Origin of the sequence: Bacillus sp. F56 (assembly GCF_001748205.1) — a bacterium.
Lineage (GTDB): Bacteria > Bacillota > Bacilli > Bacillales > Bacillaceae > Bacillus > Bacillus stercoris.
The window spans coordinates 162791-188090 of the sequence record NZ_BDFC01000011.1 but is presented as its reverse complement, the minus strand read 5'-3'; the positions used below and the strand labels follow the sequence as shown (position 1 = coordinate 188090).

Below are 25300 nucleotides of genomic sequence, written 5' to 3'. Positions count from 1 at the left end.
AGAGCATGACAAACAAATAGTATAAAGCTGTTCTGGCTTTTCTTTTCTGTATGTGTTAGCATTTATCTTTAATGAAAAAGAGGACGTGAACTGATTTTGATAAAAATTGATATCCCCGCACCGAATGTCACCATCACTGAACGACAGCAGTCAGCTAATGATAACGAGCCGAAAATAAAGGCGATATACGGCTTCATCGACTTTCACCAGATCCCACGGGATAAAGGCGGCATCTTTATGTTTTATAACATTCATGACGAGCTGCTGTTTGTCGGTAAAGCCAGAAAGTTAAGACAGAGAATTAAGAAGCATTTTGAAGACAATGTCTCACCGATCAAACATCACAGAGACGAAGTATATAAAATTGAAGTATGTGTAGTCGATGATCCAATGGAAAGAGACATTTACGAAACCTATATCATCAATACACAGCAATCGAAGTACAATGTGGACAAGGTATTTTTTAAATAAGAGACGTCAGTCTGCGGATTGAACAGCGAAGCCAGAGCTTAAATGAAGTTCTGGCTTTTCATTTGGGCATTTTTTCACTTATAGGTCTAGTCTACAATTATTGAGAAATTTCAGAAAATAATATTGACAATCCTGGCTGTGGACTTTAATATAACAATATATAATGTTATATAACGTTATATAATAAAAATGGGGAGTGAAGGATTTGAGTCAGGCCACAGCAAAAGTAAATCGTGAGGTTCAAGCTTTCTTGCAGGATTTGAAAGGGAAAACCATTGACCATGTATTCTTTGTCGCATGCGGAGGATCTTCGGCCATTATGTACCCGAGTAAATATGTGTTTGACAGAGAGTCAAAATCAATCAACTCCGACCTTTACAGTTCTAATGAATTTATTCAGCGCAACCCTGTTCAGCTTGGCGAAAAGTCTCTTGTTATTTTGTGCTCGCATTCGGGAAATACCCCGGAAACAGTCAAAGCTGCTGCGTTTGCGAGAGGCAAAGGCGCACTTACGATTGCGATGACGTATAAACCGGAGTCTCCTTTAGCGCAGGAAGCGCAATACGTTGCCCAGTACGATTGGGGTGATGAGGCGCTTGCGATCAATACGAACTATGGCGTTCTGTATCAAATCGTTTTCGGAACCCTGCAAGTTTTAGAAAACAATACGAAATTCCAACAGGCAATTGAAGGCTTAGACCAATTACAGGCTGTGTATGAAGAAGCCCTTAAGCAGGAAGCTGACAACGCAAAGCAATTTGCAAAAGCTCATGAAAAAGAAAGCATTATTTATACAATGGCAAGCGGTGCAAACTACGGTGTCGCTTACTCCTACAGCATCTGCATTCTCATGGAAATGCAATGGATCCATTCCCACGCCATTCATGCCGGAGAATATTTTCACGGACCGTTTGAAATTATTGATGAATCCGTGCCGTTTATCATCCTGCTCGGTTTAGATGAAACAAGGCCTCTTGAAGAGCGGGCGCTTACCTTCTCGAAAAAGTATGGCAAAAAGCTCACTGTGCTTGATGCTGCATCTTACGACTTCACTGCAATTGACGATTCAGTTAAAGGCTACCTTGCTCCGCTCGTTCTCAACCGTGTGCTGAGAAGCTATGCAGACGAGCTGGCAGAGGCGAGAAATCATCCTTTATCTCATAGAAGATACATGTGGAAAGTTGAGTATTGATCTGAAAATGAGGAACCATTATGCATTAGACTATAATGTTATATAACATTATAGTCTAATGTCCAGAGGAGGCCAACCCTTTGAAGAAAATATTGTTGTTCTTGATCATTGCAGCTGTCAGTATGTTCACCATTGCGGGCTGTTCGAGCCAAAGCAGTTCAGCGGACGGAAAGGTGACATTGAAGTTTTTCCACAGATGGCCGAAGGAGCCGGAAAAAAGTTATTTTGAAGAAGTTGTGAAGGAATTTGAAAAAGAACACCCAGATATCGATATTCAAATTGAAGCCGTTTTAAATGACTCCTATAAAGATAAAATTAAGGTCATGCTGGGAACCACCAGCCCTCCTGACATTTACTTCTCTTGGAGCGATGAGTTTGCTTTTAAATTTATCAGAGGCAATAAAGCACTTGATCTCTCGTCCTACTACAAAAATGACACCGATTGGTCATCCCAGCTTGTTCAATCGCAAATTACACCATTTACTTATGAAAACAAGCAATACGGCGTGCCGTGGCAAATGGACGCTAAATCATTCTTCTATAATAAAGACATTTTCCAAAAGCTGAATCTTGATCCCCCGAAGACGTGGGATGAATTAATCAAGGTGTCAAAAAAGCTGAAAGAGCATGGCTACACACCGATCAGCTTCGGAACAAAGGCGACTTGGACAATCTCGCACTATATCGGCACGCTTAATCAGCGGATGGTCGATGAAAAAACACGGGAAAAGGACTATAACGCCAAAACGGGTGAATTTACTGATGAAGGCTACGTAAAAGCCCTTGAAAAGCTTCAAGAGCTGACGCCTTACTTTAATAAACATGTAAACTCCGTCGACCATGAATATGTGAGACAGCAATTTAAGAGCGGAAAGTCGGCGATGATATATGCGGAAACAGCGGAAATCAAGCTGGTTGAACCGGTTAACCTCGGGATGTTCCCATTTCCTGAAATCAGCAGGCAAAAAGGATCTTCAGAAGCATTAACGGGAGCACCGGAAGGATTCATGATTTCCTCAAGAACAAAACATCCGAAGGAAGCGATGGAGTTTTTGCAGTTCCTGACGTCGAAAAAAATGGGCGAAAAGCTCGTGAAAGATGTTGGAAAATACAGTGCGGTGCAAGGTACGGCTACTGAAGAAAATTCAACAGCCATTCAGCGTGAAGCCGTTCAGCATATTGTTGACGCTAAATCAATGGTGCCATGGTTTGATATGGATGTCGATGTTGAAGTCGCAGATGCGTACCTAACGAGCGTCCAGCAGATGCTTGGCGGCGACATGACACCGCAGCAGGTGATGAAAGCCGTTCAAAAAGCAGCAAAGCAGGCGAGGGCGTCAGCTGAATAAATCAAAGAAAAGGTGAAGCTTCGCACCTTTTCTTTTTATAAAGGAGATGAGATACCCTTGGTCAATCAAAATAAAATAATCCCCTATTTGTTTTTGGTGCCCGCTCTCGTTTTTTTACTTTTCGTTTATATCCCGATTTTTGAGAATGTCTTCCTCAGCCTGTTTCAGTGGAGCTCTTTTTCTCCGGAAAAAACGTTTATCGGCTTGAAAAACTATGTTGAATTGTTTCATGATCCTGTCTTTTATCAGGCGCTTACCAATAATGTGCTTTACGCAGTGATCTCAATTGTATGCCAGGTATTTGGCGGTTTGATTTTGGCGGCGGTGCTTGAGGATAAGCTGGTCAGAAAATGGTCGCCGTTTTTTCGTACCGTTTTCTTTTTGCCGGTTGTCATCTCCATGACGGTGATCGCGCTTTTGTTTGATTTTATTTACAATCCGGAGACAGGGCTTTTGAATCAGCTGCTTCAGGCCATCGGTCTTGATCAGCTGACGAGGGCCTGGCTCGGGGATGACAGCACAGCTATGCTTTCTGTCATTTTTGTGTCCCAGTGGCAATCTGTCGGTTATATTGCGATGCTGTACATCGTGTCGATCCAAAAAATACCGGATGAACTGTATGAAGCGGCCCGGCTTGACGGCGCAGGTAAAATTCAGCAGTTTTTTCATATTACTATTCCACAGACGAAAGAGATGTCTTTTGTGGCGGTGGTCATGACGCTGACCGGGGCCTTTACGGTATTTAATGAGCCGTACATATTGACAGGCGGCGGGCCGGGAAACGCGTCAGAAGTCCTGAGCACGTTTTTATATAAAAGTGCCTTTACAAAGGATATGATGGGCTACGCCTCAGCGATTGCCACTGTCGTGTTAATCATTACGCTCGCATTGTCGCTCATGCAAATGAAGTTCTTTAAAACCGGAAAGGAGGAGTAACAGATGCTGCCTCAGAAGAAGACAGATTCGTTCAGATTGGAGCCTGTGCCTGACCAGCACATTGAGGTCAAAAGAAAGTCTAGGCGAAAATGGTACATCGGAGAAACGTCTGTGTGGGTTTTTCTGTTTCTTTATTTGATTGCGATCGCCTATCCGCTTCTATGGATGGTGATGAGCGCCTTTAAAAACTCTGACGATATTTTTGAGCACAGCTGGTCGCTGCCGTCTTCGTGGCATCCGGAAAACTTTGTGTCCGCCTGGAACCAGGGGATTTCCTCTTATTTTATGAACAGCGTCATCGTTACGGTGCTGACGTGTGTGATCACTGTCTTTATCAGTGCATGGGCGGCGTACGGCCTTTCCCGGTTTGAGTTCAAAGGAAAAGGATTCTTTTTGGTACTTTGTCTTGGCGGTTTGATGCTGACGCCGCAGGTCAGTCTTGTGCCGCTTTATTCTATTATTCAGTCGCTTGGCCTGTACAATACGTATTGGGCATTAATCCTGCCGTACGCGGCTTACCGGATCCCATTTACCATCATATTGATCCGCTCTTATTTTCTTTCTATTTCCAAAGAATTAGAGGAGGCGGCTTATTTAGATGGATGTACAAGTTTCGGAGTATTTTTCAGAATTTTCTTACCAATGAGTGTGCCGATTTTGGTGACATCCGGCATTTTGACGGCTTACCATACGTGGAATGAGTTTATGTTTGCGATTATTTTCATAGATGATGAGAATTTGCGGACCATTCCAGCTGGGCTGATGCAGTTCAGAGACGCGCTGCAGACTGATTGGGGCGTCCTGCTGGCCGGGTTAACGATTTCAGCCGCGCCGATTATTATTCTATTTTTATTGATGCAGAAATATTTTGTCCGCGGAATTGCAAGCGGCAGTGTAAAAGGATAAAGGAGGAAGCACTATGAAATTGATTGCGGTTGGAGATAATGTTGTCGATTACTACCAGGATCAAGAAACATTTTACCCGGGAGGAAATGCCTTAAACGTTGCTGTGCTTGCCAAGCGGCTCGGGCATGAGTCTTCTTATATCGGAATCGTCGGCAATGACAAAGCCGCGGCACATCTGTTGAACGTTCTCAAGCAGGAGCAGGTCAATGCAGATTATATCCGCCAGGCGCACGGAGAAAACGGGATGGCGATTGTCACTCTTGATGAACAGGGGGACCGTATTTTTGTCAGATCAAATAAAGGCGGCATTCAGTCTCGGCTTCGCCTCGCGTTTCAGGAGAAAGATGTATCTTTTATCAGCGGGCATGATCTGCTGCATACGAGCGTGTACAGCAGGCTTGAGAACGATCTTCCGCAGCTGTGCGGGCTTGTCCCTGTCTCATTTGATTTTTCAACCAATCGGGAGGATGATTATTTGAGGAGGGTCTGTCCTTATGTGACATATGCGTTTTTTTCAGGAAGCGATTTGAGTGAGTCGGAATGCGGCGAGCTTGCCAAAACAGCTCATGGGTACGGAGCCAAAATGGTTTGTATGACTCGAGGGGGTCAAGGTGCAATCCTGTCTGCGGGTGATCGAATCTATCATCAGCCGATTGTGGAAACTGATATAATAGATACACTTGGAGCGGGAGATTCTTTTATAGCAGGCTTTTTGACTGCCTTTTGCGTGAAGCAGGATATAATGTACGCTTTGCGCCAGGCCGCCGAAACGGCTGCGAAAACATGCGGTGTGTACGGAGCTTTCGGCTATGGCTATCCTTATCGCTTGGAGGACGGGGGAAGCAGTGAAAAAACGAGAATACTATAAGCAGTGTCTCGTTTTTTATGCCTGTTATGTGTAGGGGCTGTTGATGGTAAAGGTGACACGGTTTGTGTGCATCAAAAACAATGAGCAATAGATTGGCTGGTCGTTTGATGTAAAAGCCGTTTTATCAATTTCAAACAGCGCATCCCCGATATCACAATCCAGGTATTTGCTTTCCTCCTGTTGGGCATATACAACGTTTAATAGCTTCGTATTGTGCGTGGGTACAACTTTGTATTGCTGTTTCAAAATATCATGCATGGAGACGCCGTCAGCAATAAAGGTATCAATGCCGGGAAACAAATCAAGCGGATAATGCGTCACTTCAAAGGTGAGAGGCTGATCATCGTTATAAAGAATCCGTTTTAATTCAACGACAGGGCTCTCAGGATGGATTTGAAGCTTTTCGGCGATGGGCTTTGGCGCTGGAATGATGTCATGGGACAGCACTTGGTGCTTCGGTTTTTTGCCGGTTGATTCCATAAATTCCGAGTAGCCGTTTACAGCGATCAGCTCTCGTTTTAATTTAGGGCTTTTAACGAACGTTCCCTTTCCCTGCTGCCTGATGAGATAGCCTTCTTCGACTAAATCGAGAATGGCTTTTCTGACGGTGATGCGGCTGACGTTATACTTGCTGCAAAGCTCATTTTCGGTAGGCAGCTTGGCGGTTGGGGAATACACGCCCTTTTTGATGTCATCAGTGATGATTTGTTTTAGCTGAATGTATAAAGGTGTAGAACTTCCGTTGTTTAACAAAGGGTAGCCTCCTTTTAACCTATTATTTATATTATAATGTATTATGACGTTATAATACAAATTTACATTTTTTATTTTAGAAATATAGCAAAAATGGGAATCGATTACTCTAAAAATAACAGAAAGACCAAGTTGTTTCCAGTGACGAAATAACGATCAAAAGATAGGGGGAATGTTCTGATGGCTTCATTAACATTCGAACACGTCAAAAAATCATATCACTCACAATTAACCGTGAAGAACTTTGATTTAGATGTAAAGGATAAGGAGCTATTGGTGCTGGTGGGGCCGTCAGGATGCGGAAAATCAACAACGCTGCGGATGGTGGCTGGATTAGAAAGCATTTCTGAAGGAAATCTTCTCATTGATGGGAAGCGGGTCAATGATCTTCCCCCAAAAGAACGTGATATTGCGATGGTATTTCAAAACTATGCGCTTTATCCGCATATGACGGTTTTTGATAATATGGCGTTTGGATTAAAGCTCAGAAAGATGGCGAAACAGGAAATTGCCGAGCGGGTTCATGCGGCAGCCAGAATTTTAGAAATTGAACATTTGCTGAAGAGAAAACCAAAGGCGCTCTCCGGCGGGCAGCGGCAAAGGGTGGCGCTTGGCAGATCGATTGTAAGGGAGCCGAAGGTCTTTTTAATGGACGAGCCGCTTTCTAATCTGGATGCAAAACTAAGAGTGACGATGCGGACAGAAATCAGCAAGCTGCACCAGCGATTAGAGGCAACGATTATTTATGTCACGCATGACCAGACCGAAGCAATGACAATGGGAGATCGGATTGTCGTCATGAATGAAGGGGAAATCCAGCAAGTGGCGAAACCTCATGACATTTATCATTATCCGGCGAATCTGTTTGTCGCAGGCTTCATCGGCTCTCCCGGAATGAACTTTTTAAAAGGCGTTATAGAACAGCAGCATGGCGAGCTGTTTTTCACAAACCCTTCGATCCGTCTTCATATTCCTGAAGAAAAAGCAAAGCGGCTGAAGGAAAACGGATATGCCGGAGAGCAAATGATTGCCGGAGTCCGGCCGGAGCACATCACACAAATGACAGGAAATAAACAGGTGTTTGATTCAGTGTTTAAAGCAAAGGTAGAAGTGAATGAAAATCTGGGCTCAGAGCTCATTGTGCATGTCATGGCTGGGGGCGAGCGGCTGACGGTTCGCCTGGATGGAAACACGCGAATCGCAGCAGGCGATTCAATCCAGCTCACAGTGAAAATGGATCACGTCGTCTTTTTCGATGCGGAAACAGAAGAGGCTGTGTATTAGGAAAGGTGCTCCTTTTTAGGAGCACCTTTTTCTTACGGCCAAATCTCATCCGCCCATTCAGGGTGATCGATAAATGGGTTGCGGTTGTGTTGATATTTCTCATAAATGATTTCATTTCTTTTCCGCTCACGGTCGTCAACCGGATCCTGCTTATTCCACTCGAGCAGGACAGATTGTTTGCCATGATAAGGAGCTGAGCCATTGCCTGTTTTATCATTAAGCTCAAGGTCAGGGTAGCCGTCATCACCCTCGTAACGGACAGCCATGTAAAACAGCATGCGGGCAACATCGCCTTTCACATCATCACGGGGCTCCCATGAATCGCCGTCATAATAATTTCCGGGTGCCTTCGCATATTCAGTGCCGCCGTTGTCAAAATCCATATTTCCTCTGGCGCTGTTAACTTGGACATCAGCCGGGCGCAAATGGTGAATATCAGTGCCAGGCCCCTTGCTCGTACCAAAATCGCCATGGGATTTCGCCCAGACGTGCTCGCGGTTCCAATCGCCGACATTGCCGCCGTTCAGGTTTTTGGACCGCGATTCATTCGTATAGAGCAGGATGACGTTATTCCGATTAGCCGGGTCTTCATCGGTTTCTTTCAGCGCGTTCCACACCTCGCTGTAGGACAGCATCGTGTGTCCGCTGATGATGCGGTGCAGGGCGCTTTTTAGCGAGTCTCCTGTTTTGCCTTCAGCCACTTCATAATAGGTATCTGTGTCAGCATAGGGTGCAGCGGGAGCGGCTAATGAGAGAAGACTCCCTGTTCCTGAAGGGGAAGACGCCAATCGGTCATTAAGGTTTAATGCGGTTTGCCCGCTTGCTGAAGCTGCCGGCGCAAACCATCCGGAAATCAAGAAAACACAGACGAGCGGCAGAAACCATGCTTTTTTTGTCATCACTTGCCCTCCTTTTATGAGATCATGTCTATTATCTAAAATTGACATAAAGGATAGAAGTGTCATTTTGTATATTTTTCATTAAAATTGTAAATTAGTTCCTTTGGAGGAGGCGGAAATGACCTGTTCCCATATCCTTAGGTCCTGTTTTTGCGAGCTGCCGCCATTTCTGTTTTTACCGCCTCTCCCGCAAACCTAGCTCGTACATATGAAAGGCAGTTTGACCCTCTCTTTCGCTCTTGCTGGCTCTCTTCTTTACCGTGTTTTCTTTTGACTTCTGACAGGTAGGGTGAACCTGATTGCTAGATACTGTGACCAAAAAATAAACGTTTTTTTGGTTAATATGCCAATGAACTATCATGTTCCTCCTTCTATAATGAAGTCACTATAACGGCCAGAGGGGGGAGTACATGGAAAAGCAAAAGCTTTCAGTAAAAAACAGCATCACAGATTATATTGAATGGCTCGCCCAATACGGTGCGTCCGCGGACGGCGGCGTAACGAGGCTTTTATACACAAAAGAGTGGATGGACGCACAGCTTGCCGTGAAAACAGAAATGTCTTCTTTCGGGCTTGAGACAAGATTCGACGATGTCGGGAATGTGTTTGGAAGGCTTTCGGGCACCCAGTCTCCGGATGAAGTCATTGTAACCGGTTCACATATCGATACTGTTATCAACGGGGGGAAATACGACGGCGCCTATGGTGTTTTGGCGGCAATGCTTGCGATAAAGCAGCTCAAAGAGGCCTATGGAGCGCCGAAAAAAACACTCGAAGCGGTATCCTTATGTGAGGAGGAAGGCAGCCGTTTTCCACTGACCTATTGGGGATCAGGGAATATGACGGGTGTTTTTTCATTACAGGATGGAGCAGAGCCAAGAGACGAATCAGGAGTCTCGCTGCAAATTGCGATGCATGAGAGCGGTTTTGGCAAAGGCGTGTTTCAGCCGGCATATCGGACAGATATCAGCGCTTTTGTTGAGCTTCATATTGAACAGGGGCAGACGTTGGAAATGTCAGGCCGGGATCTCGGCATTGTGGCAAGTATTGCGGGGCAGAGACGATATCTCGTCACGCTGGAAGGGGAATGCAATCACGCGGGAACCACCTCCATGAAATGGCGCAAGGACCCGCTCGCAGCCAGCAGCCGTATCATTCATGAGCTGCTGCTGCGGTCGGAGGAGCAGCCGGAGGAGCTCCGTCTGACATGCGGAAAAATAACGGCAGAGCCCAATGTAGCCAATGTCATACCGGGACGCGTCCAGTTTTCAATCGATATTCGCCATCAGCATCAGCACGTGCTGGAGCAGTTTCATAAGGACATGGTTGCTTTGATCAACGGTATTTGCCATCAAAAAGGAATTCGCCCCGTGATTGATGAATATATGCAGATAGAGCCTGTGCCGATGGACGAAAGGCTGAAGGCTGCGGCTTTTGAAACAGCATTAGAAAACGGTATCAGCTGTGAGGAAATGGTGAGCGGAGCTGGGCATGACGCGCAAATGATTGGAAGGCGTTATCCTGCTTGTATGCTGTTTGTGCCAAGCCGGGGCGGCATCAGCCACTCGCCGAAGGAATATACCCCAGCCAGACAGCTTGAGATCGGCGTCCGCGCACTGACTGATTTATTACACAAACTGGCTTACTGATAAAGGAGGAATGGCTGTGTCAGGCAGAAGAGAATTATGCACCCCGTTAAGAACGATTATGACGCCGGGGCCTGTTGAGGTTGATCCGCGGGTATTAAGAGTAATGAGCACCCCGGTTGTCGGCCAATTTGATCCGGCGTTTACCGGTATTATGAATGAAACGATGGAGATGCTTCGGGAGCTGTTCCAAACGAAAAACCGCTGGGCATACCCGATTGACGGCACTTCACGGGCGGGTATTGAAGCAGTTCTGGCTAGCGTAATAGAGCCGGAAGATGATGTGCTCATTCCCATTTACGGCCGTTTCGGATACTTGCTGACTGAAATCGCCGAGCGGTATGGGGCTAATGTTCATACGCTTGAGTGCGAATGGGGAACGGTTTTTGACCCGGAGGACATCATACGGGAGATAAAAAAAGTGAAGCCGAAAATTGTGGCGATGGTGCATGGAGAAACATCGACAGGACGGATTCACCCGCTGCAAGCGATCGGTGAAGCCTGCCGCACTGAGGATGCATTGTTTATCGTTGATGCAGTCGCAACGATCGGGGGCTGTGAGGTCAAAGTCGATGAATGGAAGATTGACGCTGCCATCGGCGGGACGCAAAAATGTTTGTCTGTGCCATCAGGAATGGCGCCGATTACATATAATGAGCGGGTGGCGGACGTGATTGCAGCCCGCAAAAAGGTGGAGCGCGGGATTGCGACACAAGCTGACAGGGCAGCACTTTCGGAAAAACGGCCAATTACAAGCAACTACTTTGATTTGAGCCAGCTTGAGGATTATTGGAGCGAAAGACGGCTCAATCATCATACAGAAGCGACGACGATGCTGTACGCCTTGCGTGAGGGGGTCAGGCTGGTGCTTGAAGAAGGCCTTGAGGCACGTTTTGAGCGGCATCGGTACCATGAATCCGCATTAGCAGCAGGAATAAAGGCAATGGGGCTAAGATTGTTTGGAGATGAAAGCTGCAAAATGCCTGTTGTCACCTGTGTTGAAATTCCCGGGGGCATCGATGGCGAGTCTGTCCGTCGTGTGCTGCTGGAACAATTCGGTATCGAAATCGCCAGCTCATTCGGCCCGCTGGCAGGGAAGATCTGGAGAATCGGCACGATGGGCTACAGCTGCAGAAAAGAAAATGTGTTATTCGTGCTTGCCGGTTTAGAGGCTGTGCTTCTCAGACATAATGCAGGTATCGAAGCAGGAAAGGCGCTCCAAGCGGCGCTTGATGTATATGAAAACGCTGGCCGCCAGGCAGCGGTGTAAAGAAAAGCTTGCGGACATCCGCAAGCTTTTTAAGCTATCATTTCGTGTTTTCTCCAATTTGATTTTCTTCGTTTGACTCTTTTTACAAATCCTCTTTCTATGTGTTTCATTTTCTGACAAATCATGAGTCATTTTCTCTTCCATCATCTATTCTTTATACAAGTTACCCATACAATCACGCGGAACTCGTTGTTTCTCACAGCAATTTTTGAGAGGAGGATGCAGCATTGGGAAATTTCCACACGGTGTTAGACGCGCTCCTGGAAGAACAGGAGGAGGCTGTGCTGGCGACCATTGTTCAGGTTGAAGGCTCCGCTTATCGAAAAGCAGGCGCTTCTATGCTCTTTAAGAAAAACGGCCAGCGGATTGGCTTGCTGAGCGGCGGGTGCGTGGAAGAAGATTTATGCCAACGAATCAGTGCGCTGGGCGATCAGCTCACGTCAGCGCTGCTTCCCTACGACATGCGGGCGGAGGACGATCTGTCCTGGGGCATGGGAGCCGGGTGTAACGGCATGATTCATGTTCATGCGGAGCGAATCACTCAGGGAAAAAGGCGCCACTATGAAAAAGTGAGGGAATTCCTTCATTCAGGCAAAGCTGTCACTTCTATTGTAAAGATTGAATCCTCCCATTATTTATTTCTGACGGAGAATGGGCATTTTGGGAACTGGCCGGACGCGCCTCTGCAAAATATTCAACGTACTGTTTCAACGCTTCATTTACCGCATTTCGATCCGCCAACTACCATGTTTATTCAGCGAATTGAACCGAAACCGCGTCTCATTCTGTTCGGGGCGGGACCGGATACTGTACCGCTGGCCAATTTGGCGGCTGATACAGGGTTTTCTGTTATCGTGACGGATTGGCGGCCCGCTTATTGCACATCCTCTCTTTTTCCAAAAGCGGATCAGCTGATCACCGCTTTTCCTGAACAAATGCTCAGTGAATTCCAATTTTCTTCGCATGATGCAGCAGTTGTGGCAACCCATCATTATCAGCACGATCAAATGATCATCAACTTCTTATTTTCTCAAAATCTCCATTATATTGGACTGTTGGGTTCGGCAAATCGTACAAAACGGCTGCTGAACGGAAAACAGCCTCCGTCTCACTTTTACAGTCCGGTCGGGCTGGACATCGGTGCGGAAGGTCCCGAGGAAATTGCGGTAAGTGTAGTTGCAGAAATCATTCAAACAAGAAAACGGGTGGCGGTTGTATGAGAAGCCCCTATCTGATTGGGGTATTTCTCGCTGCCGGCAATAGCAAAAGAATGGGCCAAAACAAGCTGGCTTTGCCGCTAAAAGAAGAAACCATCGGCTCACTTTCTTTGAAAACTGCTCTGTCGTCCCGCCTTGATCATGTGCTGGTCGTCGTGCGGACAAAGCATGCCTCCCTTGAGTGGATAGGATCGCAATATCAAGCACCGCCTTTTCAAAAACGCTGGAGCCTGCATGTTTGTCCAGATGCGGAAAAGGGTCAGGGGCATTCAATCAGCAGCGGGGTGCGAAAAGCAGAAAGCATGGGGGCGGACGGCGTTGTCATTTTGTTAGCCGACCAGCCTTTTCTTTCCGTTGATCATCTCAATGCCCTTGTGGCACTGGCTCCTGAGTCATTTGCCGTGTCATCATTTTTAGGTGCGTTCACCCCGCCAATCTACTTCTCATCGGCTTGTTTTCCTTATATAAAGGGGCTAAAGGGAGATGAAGGGGCTCGCAGGCTCCTGAAAAGCGGAAAGCTTGGAGCAGGTGCGGTTTTGGAGGCAAAGGGAAGCGGTGAGTTGGAGGATATTGATACATCCGAGGAATATGACATGGTAAGGAGGGTGATGGCTTGAACGGCCAAGTGACCAAAGAAAGGATGAATATTCAATTGTGGAGGCCGTCAGCGCTTGATGAGGCCTATTCGCTTTTGCAGCAGCTTGCTCCGGATGTATGTGCCGCATCGGGAAGCACGCTGCTTCAGCTTCAGTGGGACAAAGGAATTTTGCCGAAACAGCACCTTGTCAGCCTTGAAGGGATTGACGAGATGCGAGGGATAAGCGTCAGTGGCACCCACGTGTCGATCGGGGCGCTGACCACACTGAGTGAATGCAGAAAGAACCCTTTGATCAAGAGCGCAATTAGCTGCTTCAGTGAGGCTGCTTCCGCTGTCGCCGCACCTGCAATCCGCAGCCAGGCGACAATTGGCGGAAACATAGCGAGTAAAATCGGTGATTTGATTCCGCTTTTGCTTGTGCTTGATGCTGAGCTTATCGTGTATCAAAAGGAACAGATCAGGCTGCCGCTAGGCGCTTGGCTCGTGGATGGAGACTTTAAAACGGCTATCGTTACGCGTGTCATCGTCCCGCGGGTGGCGGGAGAGCGTGTATTTTACCGCAAGCTTGGGAGGCGTCAGGCTTTTACAGGAGCGGTTGCTGTTGGAGCCGGACGTTTTTTGAAAGACGGCGGCATTCGTCTCGCCGCTGGCCATGCCGATATCACACCTGAAAGATTATTGGACAGCGAAGCGAAATGGAAGGCATCAGGGTGGGACCCGCATGAGCTGTACAAAACACTTATCCATGAGCTGCCGTTTTCCTCAGATGCATTTATGTCAGCGGCATACAGAAAAAAAGCCGCTGCCAATGTCATCATGGCAGAGCTGATGGCTGAGGGAGGGGAATAAATGATCATCAACAAACCATCAAGAGTCAGGCCGGATGGAAGGGAAAAGGTCACAGGGGAACTGAAATATATGACCGATCTCAGCTTTCCAGGAATGCTGTATGGCAAAGTGCTGAGAAGTGCTTATCCTCATGCAGAGATTGTGTCGATTTGCACCATGAAAGCTGAGAAAGTGGAAGGTGTGCGGGCCGTCGTCACGCATAAAGACGTTCCCGGCTTAAACCGATTTGGCATTGTCATCCCTGATCAGCCGGTTTTATGCGAGGACAGGGTGCGGCATGTCGGAGATGCGATCGCCGCAGTTGCTGCGGAAACGGAGGAAATCGCGGAGGCTGCGCTGGAGCTGATTTGCGTTGAGTATAAAGAGCTGGAGGTCATTGATTCACCTGAAAAAGCGCTTCAGCCGGGCGCGCATAGACTGCACGAGGACGGGAATATCCTGCACCGCGCGTTTTTTTCAAACGGTGATGTGGAACAGGGTTTTCGAGCATCTGACACAGTCCTTGAAGAAACCTATGAGCTGCCGCGGCAGATGCATACGTATATGGAAACGGAGGGAGGCGTAGCCGTTCCGGAGGATAATGGGGGCTTTACGATGTATGCAGGCACGCAGCACGGCTATAAAGACCGGTTCCAGCTTGCCCGCATTTTTGACATTCCTGAAGAGAAGATCAGGGTTGTGTCAAGTCCGATGGGCGGCTCATTCGGAGGGAAGGATGAACTGAATATCCAGCCGTATGCTGCACTTTTGGCCTTGAAAAGCAGACGCCCGGTCAAAGTTCATCAAACACGAAAGGAATCTGTACGTTCTGGCATTAAGCGCCATCCGATGAAGATTACGATAAAAACGGGTGCGGATCATGCAGGAAATCTATTGGCGCATGACGTGAAAATTGTGGCGGACACAGGCGCTTATGCTACGCTCGGACCGGCAGTTCTTGACTTTTCTGTCGAGCACGCGGCGGGGCCGTACCGTATTCCGAATATCCGGACTGAAGGAATATCTGTATTTACGAACAACGGGGTGGCTGGAGAATTTCGGGGTTTTGGCGGCAACCAAATCACATTTGCACTCGAAACCCATCTAGATCGTCTCAGCAGCATGCTCGGCATTGATCCGCTGGAGCTGAGAGGAAAAAATATCAGAAATCCGCATGACTTGGGGCCGCTTGAGCATCGGATTGCACCAACTGACGGAGCGGCGCAAGTGCTGGACACTATTTCTAAATCTCCCATTCTTACAAGAACAAGCCGGAAATGCGGGTATCTGCAAAGAGGCACGGGAGCGGCAATCACAATGCACGGCGGAGGGCTGGGGTATGGCCGAATGGATGCGGCGGGAGGCCGTTTGTCTCTTTCTAGTGAAGGCAAAATCACTGCTTCGTTTGGATTTGAAGAATGCGGACAGGGGATTCTGGCAGCGATTGAACATATTGTCATGGAGGAGTTAGGTTGTGCCGCGGAGGATATTTCCATTGTTATTGGGGATACCGCAAAAGTGCCGAAGTCAGGCTCCTCCACAGCATCCCGCGGCACAAGCATGGTGTGGCACGCGATCCAGCGTTTGAAGAAGCCGTTTCTAGCTCAGTTGAAAAAACGGGCGGCAGAATGGAATGGCTGTTCAGCGGAAAACCTTATGCTCGGCGCTGCAGGATTGCGTGAAAAAAACACGAAGGCGCTCGTGGTGACGTATAAGGAGCTGGCTGAAAAAGGCCCTTTGGCAGAGGAAACGGCATTTGACTTTCCAACAACGCCTGATCCTGTAGTGGGCGGCCATTTTCTTTACTCATTTGGAGCGGCTGCCGTTGAGGTAGAGGTAGATCTGTTAACAGGCGATGTCAAAGTGATAGATTGTGAGCATGCTATTGCAGCAGGTCCGGTTGTCAGTCCGCAGGGTTATCGAGGTCAAATTGAAGGCGGCGCTGCCATGGCGCTCGGCTATACGCTGATGGAGGAAGCGAAAATGACAGACGGCCGTTATGCGGCGGAGAATCTGGACCAGTATATCATTCCCGGTGTGAAGGATGTTCCAGATATGAAGCTGACCGCGATAGAAGAGCTGATGGAAGGCGATTCCCACGGTCCGCGCGGTGTTGGCGAAATCGGAACGATCGCCATCACTCCAGCTATTGTAAAGGCCATACATGATGCGGTCGGATGCTGGATAAATAAGCTGCCCATTTCAAGAGAAGAGCTGCTTGAAGCGATAGACAGAAAGGGGCTGAAGCAATGGACGTAAAAGAGGCTGGGTCACTTCCTGTAAAAAAGGGACAGTACCGAATGACCGTAAATGGGCAGGAGCGTGAGGTGACAACCATTCCCACGGCTCGTCTTAGTGACCTGCTTAGAAAGGAATTTCAGCTGACCGGGACAAAGGTGTCCTGCGGAATCGGCCGCTGCGGAGCATGCTCCGTTTTAATCGACGGAAAGCTGGCCAATGCGTGTATGACGATGGCTTATCAAGCAGACGGCCACTCCATCACAACCATCGAGGGGCTTCAAAAAGAAGAGCTGGATATCTGCCAAACCGCTTTCTTAGAGGAAGGCGGTTTCCAATGCGGCTACTGCACCCCGGGCATGACGATTGCCCTTAAAGCGCTGTTTGAGGAAAACCCGCATCCGGCTGACGAAGACATAGAAGAGGGGCTGGCGGGGAATTTGTGCCGGTGTACCGGGTATGGCGGGATTATGCGGTCTGCTTGCAGGATTAGAGAAGAGTTGAACGGAGATAGACGGGAGTCCGGCTTTTAAAAGCCGGATTTTTTTAGCCTGACATTTTACTATGAAAAAGCGGTCAGACAGCGTGTGGGAAAACATACGGTACATTTCGTAGAATTGATAGCTCCAGCTTCACATAGCAAAGACGCCATAAAAACTTCTTATGGCGTCTGCCGGACAGGGAGGTGCTGATACCGCAGAGGATAGGCAAAGTCAAACTTAATAACCGCTAAAGAAAGAAGCTCCAACAATGATTAACAAAATGAATAGCACTACGATTAAAGCGAAGGAGCTGCCGAGACCGCTTGAATAACCAGAGTTTCCGCCAGAATTGTAGAATCCCATAAAGTCACCTCCTTTAGTGGAGATAGAATAAGATATGCCAAACGATCATTTTCGACATAGATTTGAGTCTAAAAAAGAAAAAATGAATATTTTGTCTAAAGGTGTAAGAGAGATTAAACACTATTAAAACAGACTCAAATGATGCTGCATATCAGGAGGATGATGTTTGCGTTCTGTTTGGAAAAAAAGTAAATCATAAAGAAGGACCAGCAGGGGATTTGTCCCTGTTGGCCTGAGTATGGCGGGATTAGGCTGCGGGAATGTGACAAGAGATGGTCTGTTTTTGTATGATGTTATCCGCGGATATTATCCCAACGAAACAAACGGACAGCTGCAAAAGCCAGAAGTACAGTTGAAGCGATTAAAATAAGATAGCTGAATAACACGCCAAGAGATGGATTGTCTCCATTTAAATAATAACGCAGAAGTTCTCCAAAGTAGGTGAGAGGGATAAATTTCGATACTGTTTCAAGCCAAGAGGGAAGCAGGTTCATCGGCATAATTAATCCGCACACGATTAGCAGAGGGGCCAGCATGCCACCTGAAAGCCCATTTACAGCTTCAATAGAGAGACGCATGCTTCCCACAGTATAACCAAGTGCAAACAGCATGAGAAGCCCGATAAGTGAAACAAGCATGATTTGAGGGATATTCTGTGCTTGTAACATTCCATTGAAATAAGCGATACTAAGCAGCGCAACAAGTTGAAAAGCTGCTAAAACAAAACGAGCGCATATTTGAGAAAGCACAAAGGTCAGCTTTGATGCTTCAGTTAAACCAATTAATCGCAAAGTTCCCTGGTCCCTCATTTGTATGATAGGAGTGGAAGTTCCGTTTATAGCAAGCGTAAAGAATGCCATCACAATAATGCCAGGAATGATAAACTCAAATAAATCTGTACCGACTCCCGTAGAGCTGGAGAGAACACCAAACATAATCAGGAATAGAAACGGAAAGGCGAGAACCATAAAAAAGGTTAAAGGATTTCGAATCAGTTCTTTTATATTCATGAATAGAAGCGCAGAAAAAGCACGTTTATTCATCATACCAAAACACCCTCTCGTATTTTCTTTCCCGTAAGCTTAAGAAAAACATCTTCCAAGGTTCCCTGTTCAATGCGGATGCTGGACCACTCTGCGTCAATCTGTTTGATAATCGAAGAAATTACATTTTTGGTAATGGGTTCGGCCACGATTTCAAGCTCGTAGCCAATAGGCAGTGTTTTTATTGAAGATTTTTTTATTTCGGGAATATTTTTCAATTGAGCCACTTTTTTCTGATCGGTGTACTTTAGGAACAAGCGCTGCTGAGGACAATGGGTTTGTATTAAATCTACCGGCGTTCCGAGGGCGGCAAACTTCCCGTTATTTAAAATAGCAGTACGGTCGCATTGTGTATAGGCCTCTTCCATTGAGTGTGTTGTTAAGAAAACACTTTTCCCATTTCCCTTAAGGGATTGGATAATATCCCAGATTTGCCGGCGTGAATGAGGATCTAAAGAGGCGGTCGGTTCATCTAAAAACAAAATATCAGGATCAGATATAAGTGCAATGCTGATCAGCAGCCTTTTCCTTTGCCCCCCTGATAGTTTGCGAGTGGGTTTGTTCATCATGTCTTCTAAACCTACCAGCTTTAATATTTCTTTAGGAGATCTTGATTTATTATATAAGGAAGAAAATAATTTCAAAGTTTCTCCTACTTTCAAATAAGGAAATAGAGTGGTTTCTTGAGGCTGAACCCCAATAAATGGACGGATTTTTTCAGGCTGTTTCAATGGGTTGTAACCCATCACTGAAACTTCGCCGCCGCTTGGTTTGCGCAATCCGATGATAGATTCTAAGATTGTTGTTTTCCCCGCTCCGTTCGGACCTAAAAGCCCAAAAACTTCCCCTTTTCTCAAATCAAAAGAAATTCCCTTTATGACTTGATGATCCTCGTAAGACTTATTTAGATTTTGCACGGTGATAGGTAAGCTGGACTTCATGTAACTGTCACACTCCTTTAATGTTTTGGATAGAGAATGTAGCCTTCTTTTCTCAGGCATAAGATATGCCTGGGACGTTTTACATCTTTCTCGATTAGTCGTCTCAGCCGATTAATATATACATACAATGCATTCTTTGTAGCGAACCCTTCCTCTCCCCACGCATATTTTATGAGTTTGGCTTTGGATACTGGTCTGCCGTTATTGACAGCTAAACAATGAAGCAAACGAAATTGAATTCTGGAAAGGGGAATAGTGGAATTTTCATTCACCAGCATTTCACGTTCAGAGTCTAATAACCAATCGCCAATTAGAAGCATTTCTCTTTTTGTGTAATTAATCTGAATCTCCTCCTTTAGATAAGACAACTGAGACGTATGATTTCATTAGCATATACGGGAGCAAAGACAATTCAGTTCAGATGAAAATGACAAAACTTATAAAATTAGGAAAAAAGTATTATTAATCTTAACGTATATTAAGGTTTTCGACATAGATCCAGATTGATATATCTAATATAATAAATTCATAGCATAGAATTTACGTTTTTTTGAAAAAATGGAGGTGCGTGAATGGCTCATTCGTTGGAAAAACTAGTACAGCCTTTAGGAGGATTTATAAACAGAGTATCTTCCCTCCCGACCTATCCTGGTGAACCTGATTTCCCAATTCAAGTTGCATCTACGGGAGATATTTCTCAGTCTCTGTCCCATATATCAAGCTTAAATCCGGGGAAGTCGTTGACGGGAGATATGGATGGTGCAGGAGGATCACTTCACGAAAAAGATAGTCGAATTAAAGCGATTGCTGAAGCATTAGAACGATATTCCAGCTGTGTGTATAGTGAGGAACAGTTTATTTGGGCAACAGCTGAGGAATTAGGGTCGAAAGCTTTAGATTTAAAAAAATTCCCATCTGCTCAGAAACTGAACGATCTCATCCCCGCTGCCCGGTAAATAAACCATTATTAGATTCTCCGTTGAGGTGGGTAAAGGGCATGTCTCTTCACACACAAGAAGAGACATGGATTCCAGCCATCATGACCTATTTGCATTTGCCGGCTATGAGCCAAGGTGAGCGCTTTTGGCTTCCGATTTCGACCGGCTGTGCTGCACATACCTCTTATGAACAAGCTCTTGTAAATGCGATATGTGAAGTCATTGAAAGGGACGCGATCTCTTTAACTTGGTATCAAGAACTTCCTCTTCCTCACATCATCTTTGATAAAAAGCCAGATCAAGAAATGACTGAATTTTTAAATAAAACATTCGAGAATGGAAATATCAAGCAATATCTGTTCGATGGTACAACGGACTTAGGCATTCCAACCATTTATTCCTTGCAGCTGACACCCGATAATAAAAAACTGGCTGCCTTGATTATGTGTGCGACTGATTTAAATCCTCATAAAGCAATAAACAAAGTTATGAGGGAAGCCGCTTCTTCACGCATCGCCATGATGGCAGAGCGCCCTGCGCCGCAAGATATAGATGATTTCTACAATGTGTTCCACGGCGCGACCTATATGGGGAAAGCTGAAAGGCTGCATGCCTATGATTTTCTAGTACATTCGCCGAATCAATCCAATCTTTCAGAATTACCAAACCTTGAGCAAGAAAATGCGGGAGAAAATTTAAAATTTCTTTTAAATCGTCTTGAGGAAAAGGGACTTGAGGCATTTGCAGTTGATCTGACAACCGATGAAGCCATTCATGCTGATATGCGCGTGGTTCGTGTCATTATACCCGGCCTTCAGCCTTTGTCCTTCAGTTACCGCTGCCGTTTTTTAGGGCACCAGCGTCTTTATGAAGCAACAAAAGCGATGGGTTATCCGGTGAAAACGGAGAGCGAAATTAATGCTTGGCCTCAGCCGTTTGCTTAATAAGGAAGGAGATTTTATAAATGAAACCCATTCATATCATGACAACAGGAGACTTTGGCAGGGAAGTCGCACAGCAGCTTTCTAAAAAAATCGATCATATTGTGATTACGCCATTAAACGAGCCGCTCTACTTATTGCCGTCAGACCGTTTTCCATCTGCTCGATTGCATATCTTTGCCTCTTGGAAATCATCTTCTTTTATTTCAAAACAGCTCGACCAGCTTTGTTTTAAATGGAATGAACCGTGGATTCCCATTACTATGGATCATCCGTATATCAGAATAGGCCCGCTTGTTATACCTGGTGAAGGGACATGCTACCATTGTTTTGAATCTCGTTATTTACAGCATTCACCGGTTCCTCAGTATGTCAAAAAAATAGATGCATATTATCATAGCCATCCAGACGCGGGACCAAAGGGATTTTTACGCAGCTTTGCCGGCTGGTCAGCCGTTTTCGCTTCGACAATTATAAAATCAATTGACGAGAATGAGCAATCACAATCTGGGCGAGTTTGGCAATTAAACATGCTGACAAGAGAATCCTTCAGTTCACAAACCATATCAGTGCATGGCTGCCCGAGATGTGGATTAAAACGCTCTGAAGAAAACCGCAGCGTGGCACAGTTATCTGAAGACCTTCAATCATTGTTAAGTCATAGAAGAGGGGAAGTGCTTACGAAATGAAACCTGCATCAGTCATGTCAGCTGAGCAAGTTGGCCATGCGGCTTACTTTGACCCGAATTTTCGATTGCCTAAAAAGCCGCGCTTAATCGCAAGTCTTCAAATGATTCCGGATCAAGATTCTATGTTATTTCATGGAACAGAACATTTGCAGGTGCTGAAAGGAAATGCTGTTACGCGCTTTTTGCCAAATCTAATACCATTTCTCAATGGTTCGTATACCATTAAAGATATTATGGCGGAGTTTGACCAATATTCTCCAAGAGACATCAGCAACATTCTTTCTTTATTGTTCATGCGCGGTTTGCTTGATGATGCGGAAGGTGATGAAGGGATAGATACAAGCTGTTTTGAGCCTGATGTTTACCAATTTTTTCAGCGAAGTACTGATTCGACAAGAGTAAACAGAAGTGCGGCAGAAGGATTACATAAATTGAAAACTGCTGAGATTCTGCTATTGACTGATTCAGAGTATGGCAAGATCCTTCATGAGGAACTTGTATATATGGGAGGAGAAAATGTTGTAACAGCACGGCTCTCAGATGAAGTGAACATCGATCATGCCGCCCTTGTGATTGTCTTCTGCACCAATCCTTTGAACCACAAACAATTAAGGTCATTGGATCATATCTGCCATGAAAAGAATATTCCATGGATACTCACACGAGCAGCAGAAAATGTCGGTGTTCTGGGGCCATATTTTGAAAAAAATGAAACAGCCACTTATCGAGACTATCAAATAACAGTTGAATCAGAAGATGGCCAAGGCAAACCAAGCCTTGAACATATTGAAATGTGGGAATATTATTCTGCGGTTGAAATTGTTTATTTCATTACGAGGCTTGCTCCTTCTGCAACCGGAACAGAGTATCTCACATTCCGATTCGATGATTGGACGTGCACCAGCAAAAAGGTCCATCCAAGACCGGACGGCAGTTGCTGCACCGGCGACTCCGAGAATGAGCTTCATCCTGTATTGCAGTTTGAAAATGCAATTGCCTTTCCATCAAAACATTTGATTAACCCTAAAAGTCATCAAGTCCATTACAACCCAAAAAACTTGTTACTAACAAATGAAGCAAAAAGCTATCCGAGTGCTGCCTTATATGAGCTGCCGACCGAAGAGCTTTTGCCGCAGCCAAAAGGCGGTTTCCTGAAAAACAGAATACAGCCTATGTCTGGAAGAGAGGAATTGAATCTGGAAGCGTTAACTCGCTTATGTTTGACTAGCGGTGGGTTAAGAGACGCAGACAGCGGCCAGGCAACTGGAAAAGTGCAGAGGTGGGCGCCAACCGGGGGCAACTTGGGATCTTGCCAAATTTATATTCTTGCCCTGTCAGTAAACGGGCTAGCTCCTAACTGCTACTTTTACCAGTACTTGGATCACTCGTTGGCAAAAGTCGGTCCATCATTAACAATAGAAGAAATCAAGAAGAAAATAACTGATATAACAGGCCTAAAAGAAGACAATCTTCCAAAGGCGCTTGTTCTCTTGACAGGGGCTTATGAAAGAGTTGCCAGCAAATACAATGGTTTTGCTTATAAAGTCATTCATTTAGATGGAGGGGTCGCTCTATCACAAATGCAAGCTGTATCTGCAGGTCTCGGGATAAAAGTAAATACAATTGATCAGTGGAATGAGCAAGCGCTTTTATCCTGTTTTGGAATCGATCCTAAAAAAGAACCGGTAATAGCTTTAGCCGGATTAGATGACGGATGGTGATGACAATGGCTTCTTTTGAACCCTTTCAGCTGATAGACAAATTAATCGAAGAAACGAAAACCTTTCATTTTGACTGCGAAATCGATCGTGCCGTAGAGGGACAGCAACAAGAGAACTTGAATACAAGGGAATCATGTCTGCTGCCGGAAAAACAATTTGAAGGCAAAGAACTTTTTCACATATTGAAAGAGCGTACCGCCACTCGATTTTATGATCAGCATGCAATTGATTTGAGTGATTTGGGGACGATTTTAGCGACGGTCAAAGAAGAAGATAACAGAAATTGGACGCGCCAGATCGGCCAGGGAATTGATATTACGGTATCTGTTATCACGTGGCGTGTCCAAAATCTGCGGTGTCCATTCTTCTATGATTATTGCGCCGAAACGCATTCTTTAAAGCCTATGGGCGAGATACCGGAACAAGAAAAAGCGGATGACTGGTTTCTCCAAAAAGAATTTGTGTATGCTCCTGCCATTATCATCATTAATGGGACAATGAATCAGGCGGTAAAGCAGTACGGCGGACACGGCTACAGGCATTTGATGGTGCGCGGCGGCGCAGCGGCTCAAAATGCTTGGCTTTCTGCGTTAACACTTGGACTTCAGGGAACGATTTTTGCTGGCGCCCTTCCTAGACCGCTAAGGGAATACACGCCTATTGACGGCCGATATCGGACTCAACTGTGCGCGTTCTCATTTGGAAAACCGCTATCTTTTTCTGAAAAATAAACCTTCTTCAAAGCACATAACTTGAAAGGAGGTGATAAAGATGGAAGAGAAAAAAGTTGAATTGGAATTATTTGCAGAAGAGCTTGAAACGCAAATGGATTTTACAATGGGGCCATTGTCGACTTGGGCTTCAGCCACAACTGTTGGCTCAGCTTCGTGCCCTGGAAGCACAGCGGGGACGGCATCAACGGCATCATCACTTTCTGGATAATAATACATTCATTATTTAAATCCAATAAAAGGAGGTTTACTAATGAAAGAGAAAAAAGAGTGTGAACTGGAACTTTATGCTGAAGAAATGACAGAAATTCAATCATTATCTGGTTTCACTACATCTGCAACATTCGGTACAGTTGGATGTGCGGGTTCATCGGCTTCTACGGCCGGCACGATCTCATCATACGGCGGATAATAAGGGGGAATGAAAAATGGAAAAGGATAAAACTCTTGAATTGGAGCTTTTTGCAGAAGAACTGCCGGAGCAAGTTGATTTAGCAACGATTGCGGCATCTTTCAGTTCTACGTCATCAGTCAGTACGGCTTCATGTCCGGGAACAACAGCAGCTTCAGCCGGCACGATCAGCTGCTACGGTTGATTCAAATAGGAGATGTGTATGTTGAAGGTTAACTGCGAGCAAACAGAAAAACTGGAACTCTTTGCAGAGGAGCTGCCGGCCCAAGTGGACATGTCGTCTATTGTCTCGACGATGTCGACAGGAGCTTCCTATGCATCGTGGACGACGTTTGTCTCCACAATAGCTACCATTTCAACGGTAAATTAGGATGTTATCAACCTAAAAAACATGAGGCGGTGACATTATGTCTGAAAAGGATACTACTATTAAAACATTGGAATTATACGCTGAAGAGCTGCCGGCCCAAGTGGATTTGGCGACTGTTGCAGGAACAGCTAGCACTGCTTCCTCTTTTACAACAGCTTCATGTCCGGCAACTACAGCGTCAACTGCTGGCACAGCAAGCAGCTACGGGTGATCA

The 25300-nt window shown here is 45.8% G+C and carries 30 protein-coding genes and 1 pseudogene; 24 read left to right on the top strand and 7 right to left on the bottom strand.

Annotated features, from left to right (window positions below; genetic code table 11):
- Positions 1-96: 96 nt before the first annotated feature.
- The 6 genes from BFW96_RS18950 to frlD all read left to right on the top strand — a co-directional run bounded on the left by BFW96_RS18950 (position 97) and on the right by frlD (position 5722).
- Positions 97-471, top strand: a complete 375-nt coding sequence (locus BFW96_RS18950) for a nucleotide excision repair endonuclease (RefSeq protein WP_069840299.1) — start codon at positions 97-99, stop codon at positions 469-471.
- Positions 472-676: 205 nt separating this feature from the next.
- Entirely contained in the window at positions 677-1663 is a 987-nt protein-coding gene (frlB, locus tag BFW96_RS18945) for a fructosamine deglycase FrlB (protein WP_014665296.1), read from the top strand.
- Positions 1664-1743: 80 nt separating this feature from the next.
- The gene (locus BFW96_RS18940; RefSeq protein WP_069840298.1) at positions 1744-3012 is read left to right on the top strand and encodes an ABC transporter substrate-binding protein; all 1269 of its coding nucleotides are present in this window, start codon (positions 1744-1746) and stop codon (positions 3010-3012) included.
- Positions 3013-3069: 57 nt separating this feature from the next.
- Positions 3070-3948, top strand: a complete 879-nt coding sequence (locus tag BFW96_RS18935; protein ID WP_014665294.1) for a carbohydrate ABC transporter permease — start codon at positions 3070-3072, stop codon at positions 3946-3948.
- A 3-nt stretch (positions 3949-3951) separates the two neighbouring features.
- Positions 3952-4854 carry a carbohydrate ABC transporter permease gene (locus BFW96_RS18930; protein WP_069840297.1) on the top strand — a complete coding sequence of 301 codons (903 nt, stop codon included), beginning with the start codon at positions 3952-3954 and terminating at the stop codon, positions 4852-4854.
- Positions 4855-4867: 13 nt separating this feature from the next.
- On the top strand, positions 4868-5722 hold the full coding sequence (frlD, locus tag BFW96_RS18925) for a fructosamine kinase FrlD (protein ID WP_069840296.1): 855 nt from the start codon (positions 4868-4870) through the stop codon (positions 5720-5722).
- Between the two features lie 24 nt (positions 5723-5746).
- On the opposite strand, the gene frlR is transcribed toward frlD, so the two are convergent.
- A complete protein-coding gene (gene frlR, locus BFW96_RS18920; RefSeq protein ID WP_040081902.1) occupies positions 5747-6475 on the bottom strand; it encodes a transcriptional regulator FrlR in 729 nt (242 codons plus the stop codon).
- Positions 6476-6655: 180 nt separating this feature from the next.
- Here frlR and BFW96_RS18915 point away from each other — a divergent pair, with 180 nt between their 5' ends.
- Entirely contained in the window at positions 6656-7759 is a 1104-nt protein-coding gene (locus BFW96_RS18915; protein WP_069840295.1) for an ABC transporter ATP-binding protein, read from the top strand.
- 32 nt (positions 7760-7791) lie between these two features.
- Here BFW96_RS18915 and BFW96_RS18910 read toward each other — a convergent pair whose 3' ends face one another.
- Both BFW96_RS18910 and BFW96_RS21630 read right to left on the bottom strand, forming a co-directional pair.
- Entirely contained in the window at positions 7792-8658 is an 867-nt protein-coding gene (locus BFW96_RS18910; protein ID WP_014665289.1) for an endonuclease I family protein, read from the bottom strand.
- An 81-nt stretch (positions 8659-8739) separates the two neighbouring features.
- A pseudogene (locus BFW96_RS21630) lies at positions 8740-8835 on the bottom strand (hypothetical protein); the annotation flags it as partial.
- A 233-nt stretch (positions 8836-9068) separates the two neighbouring features.
- On the opposite strand from BFW96_RS21630, the gene allC reads away from it, so the two are divergent.
- From allC to pucE, 7 genes are all read left to right on the top strand, one after another.
- On the top strand, positions 9069-10307 hold the full coding sequence (allC, locus tag BFW96_RS18895) for an allantoate deiminase (RefSeq protein WP_069840293.1): 1239 nt from the start codon (positions 9069-9071) through the stop codon (positions 10305-10307).
- 16 nt (positions 10308-10323) lie between these two features.
- A complete protein-coding gene (gene pucG, locus BFW96_RS18890) occupies positions 10324-11574 on the top strand; it encodes a (S)-ureidoglycine--glyoxylate transaminase (RefSeq protein ID WP_083252922.1) in 1251 nt (416 codons plus the stop codon).
- Positions 11575-11801: 227 nt separating this feature from the next.
- Complete coding sequence (locus BFW96_RS18885) at positions 11802-12794, top strand: XdhC family protein (protein ID WP_069840291.1); 993 nt, start codon at positions 11802-11804, stop codon at positions 12792-12794.
- Positions 12791-13408, top strand: a complete 618-nt coding sequence (gene pucB / locus BFW96_RS18880; protein ID WP_069840290.1) for a xanthine dehydrogenase accessory protein PucB — start codon at positions 12791-12793, stop codon at positions 13406-13408. Before BFW96_RS18885 ends, pucB begins: the two co-directional genes overlap by 4 nt.
- Entirely contained in the window at positions 13405-14238 is an 834-nt protein-coding gene (gene pucC, locus BFW96_RS18875) for a xanthine dehydrogenase subunit C (RefSeq protein ID WP_069840289.1), read from the top strand. The genes pucB and pucC overlap by 4 nt, the downstream gene beginning before the upstream one ends.
- On the top strand, positions 14239-16476 hold the full coding sequence (gene pucD, locus BFW96_RS18870; RefSeq protein ID WP_069840288.1) for a xanthine dehydrogenase subunit D: 2238 nt from the start codon (positions 14239-14241) through the stop codon (positions 16474-16476).
- Positions 16467-16988 carry a xanthine dehydrogenase subunit E gene (gene pucE / locus BFW96_RS18865; RefSeq protein ID WP_069840287.1) on the top strand — a complete coding sequence of 174 codons (522 nt, stop codon included), beginning with the start codon at positions 16467-16469 and terminating at the stop codon, positions 16986-16988. Before pucD ends, pucE begins: the two co-directional genes overlap by 10 nt.
- 186 nt (positions 16989-17174) lie before the next feature.
- Here the strand turns inward: pucE and BFW96_RS18860 are convergent, their stop codons facing one another.
- From BFW96_RS18860 to BFW96_RS18845, 4 genes are all read right to left on the bottom strand, one after another.
- Positions 17175-17300: a YjcZ family sporulation protein gene (locus BFW96_RS18860; RefSeq protein WP_014665279.1), complete on the bottom strand. Its 126-nt coding sequence runs from the start codon at positions 17298-17300 to the stop codon at positions 17175-17177.
- A 293-nt stretch (positions 17301-17593) separates the two neighbouring features.
- On the bottom strand, positions 17594-18346 hold the full coding sequence (locus BFW96_RS18855) for an ABC transporter permease (protein ID WP_069840286.1): 753 nt from the start codon (positions 18344-18346) through the stop codon (positions 17594-17596).
- Positions 18343-19284, bottom strand: coding sequence for an ABC transporter ATP-binding protein (locus BFW96_RS18850; RefSeq protein WP_069840285.1), 942 nt, complete (start codon positions 19282-19284; stop codon positions 18343-18345). The genes BFW96_RS18855 and BFW96_RS18850 overlap by 4 nt, the downstream gene beginning before the upstream one ends.
- Before the next feature lie 17 nt (positions 19285-19301).
- Positions 19302-19562 carry a winged helix-turn-helix domain-containing protein gene (locus BFW96_RS18845; RefSeq protein ID WP_231560771.1) on the bottom strand — a complete coding sequence of 87 codons (261 nt, stop codon included), beginning with the start codon at positions 19560-19562 and terminating at the stop codon, positions 19302-19304.
- Between the two features lie 294 nt (positions 19563-19856).
- Here BFW96_RS18845 and BFW96_RS21990 point away from each other — a divergent pair, with 294 nt between their 5' ends.
- The 10 genes from BFW96_RS21990 to BFW96_RS21605 are packed head-to-tail and all read left to right on the top strand — an operon-like array spanning position 19857 to position 25297.
- A complete protein-coding gene (locus BFW96_RS21990) occupies positions 19857-20240 on the top strand; it encodes a YcaO-like family protein (RefSeq protein ID WP_234698050.1) in 384 nt (127 codons plus the stop codon).
- Entirely contained in the window at positions 20162-21166 is a 1005-nt protein-coding gene (locus BFW96_RS18840) for a YcaO-like family protein (protein ID WP_371326437.1), read from the top strand. The genes BFW96_RS21990 and BFW96_RS18840 overlap by 79 nt, the downstream gene beginning before the upstream one ends.
- 20 nt (positions 21167-21186) lie before the next feature.
- On the top strand, positions 21187-21852 hold the full coding sequence (locus tag BFW96_RS18835; protein ID WP_069840284.1) for a TOMM precursor leader peptide-binding protein: 666 nt from the start codon (positions 21187-21189) through the stop codon (positions 21850-21852).
- Complete coding sequence (locus BFW96_RS18830; protein WP_069150251.1) at positions 21849-23573, top strand: nitroreductase family protein; 1725 nt, start codon at positions 21849-21851, stop codon at positions 23571-23573. The genes BFW96_RS18835 and BFW96_RS18830 overlap by 4 nt, the downstream gene beginning before the upstream one ends.
- Positions 23574-23578: 5 nt before the next feature.
- Complete coding sequence (locus BFW96_RS18825; protein ID WP_234698049.1) at positions 23579-24304, top strand: nitroreductase family protein; 726 nt, start codon at positions 23579-23581, stop codon at positions 24302-24304.
- 40 nt (positions 24305-24344) lie between these two features.
- Positions 24345-24515 (top strand): thiocillin family RiPP, encoded by a 171-nt coding sequence (locus BFW96_RS21625; protein ID WP_014665271.1) that lies wholly within the window; start codon positions 24345-24347, stop codon positions 24513-24515.
- Positions 24516-24557: 42 nt separating this feature from the next.
- A complete protein-coding gene (locus BFW96_RS21620; protein ID WP_014665270.1) occupies positions 24558-24716 on the top strand; it encodes a thiocillin family RiPP in 159 nt (52 codons plus the stop codon).
- A 16-nt stretch (positions 24717-24732) separates the two neighbouring features.
- Positions 24733-24900, top strand: a complete 168-nt coding sequence (locus tag BFW96_RS21615; protein ID WP_014665269.1) for a thiocillin family RiPP — start codon at positions 24733-24735, stop codon at positions 24898-24900.
- 18 nt (positions 24901-24918) lie between these two features.
- Positions 24919-25086 (top strand): thiocillin family RiPP, encoded by a 168-nt coding sequence (locus BFW96_RS21610; protein WP_014665268.1) that lies wholly within the window; start codon positions 24919-24921, stop codon positions 25084-25086.
- 37 nt (positions 25087-25123) lie between these two features.
- Complete coding sequence (locus tag BFW96_RS21605) at positions 25124-25297, top strand: thiocillin family RiPP (RefSeq protein WP_014665267.1); 174 nt, start codon at positions 25124-25126, stop codon at positions 25295-25297.
- Positions 25298-25300: the final 3 nt, after the last annotated feature.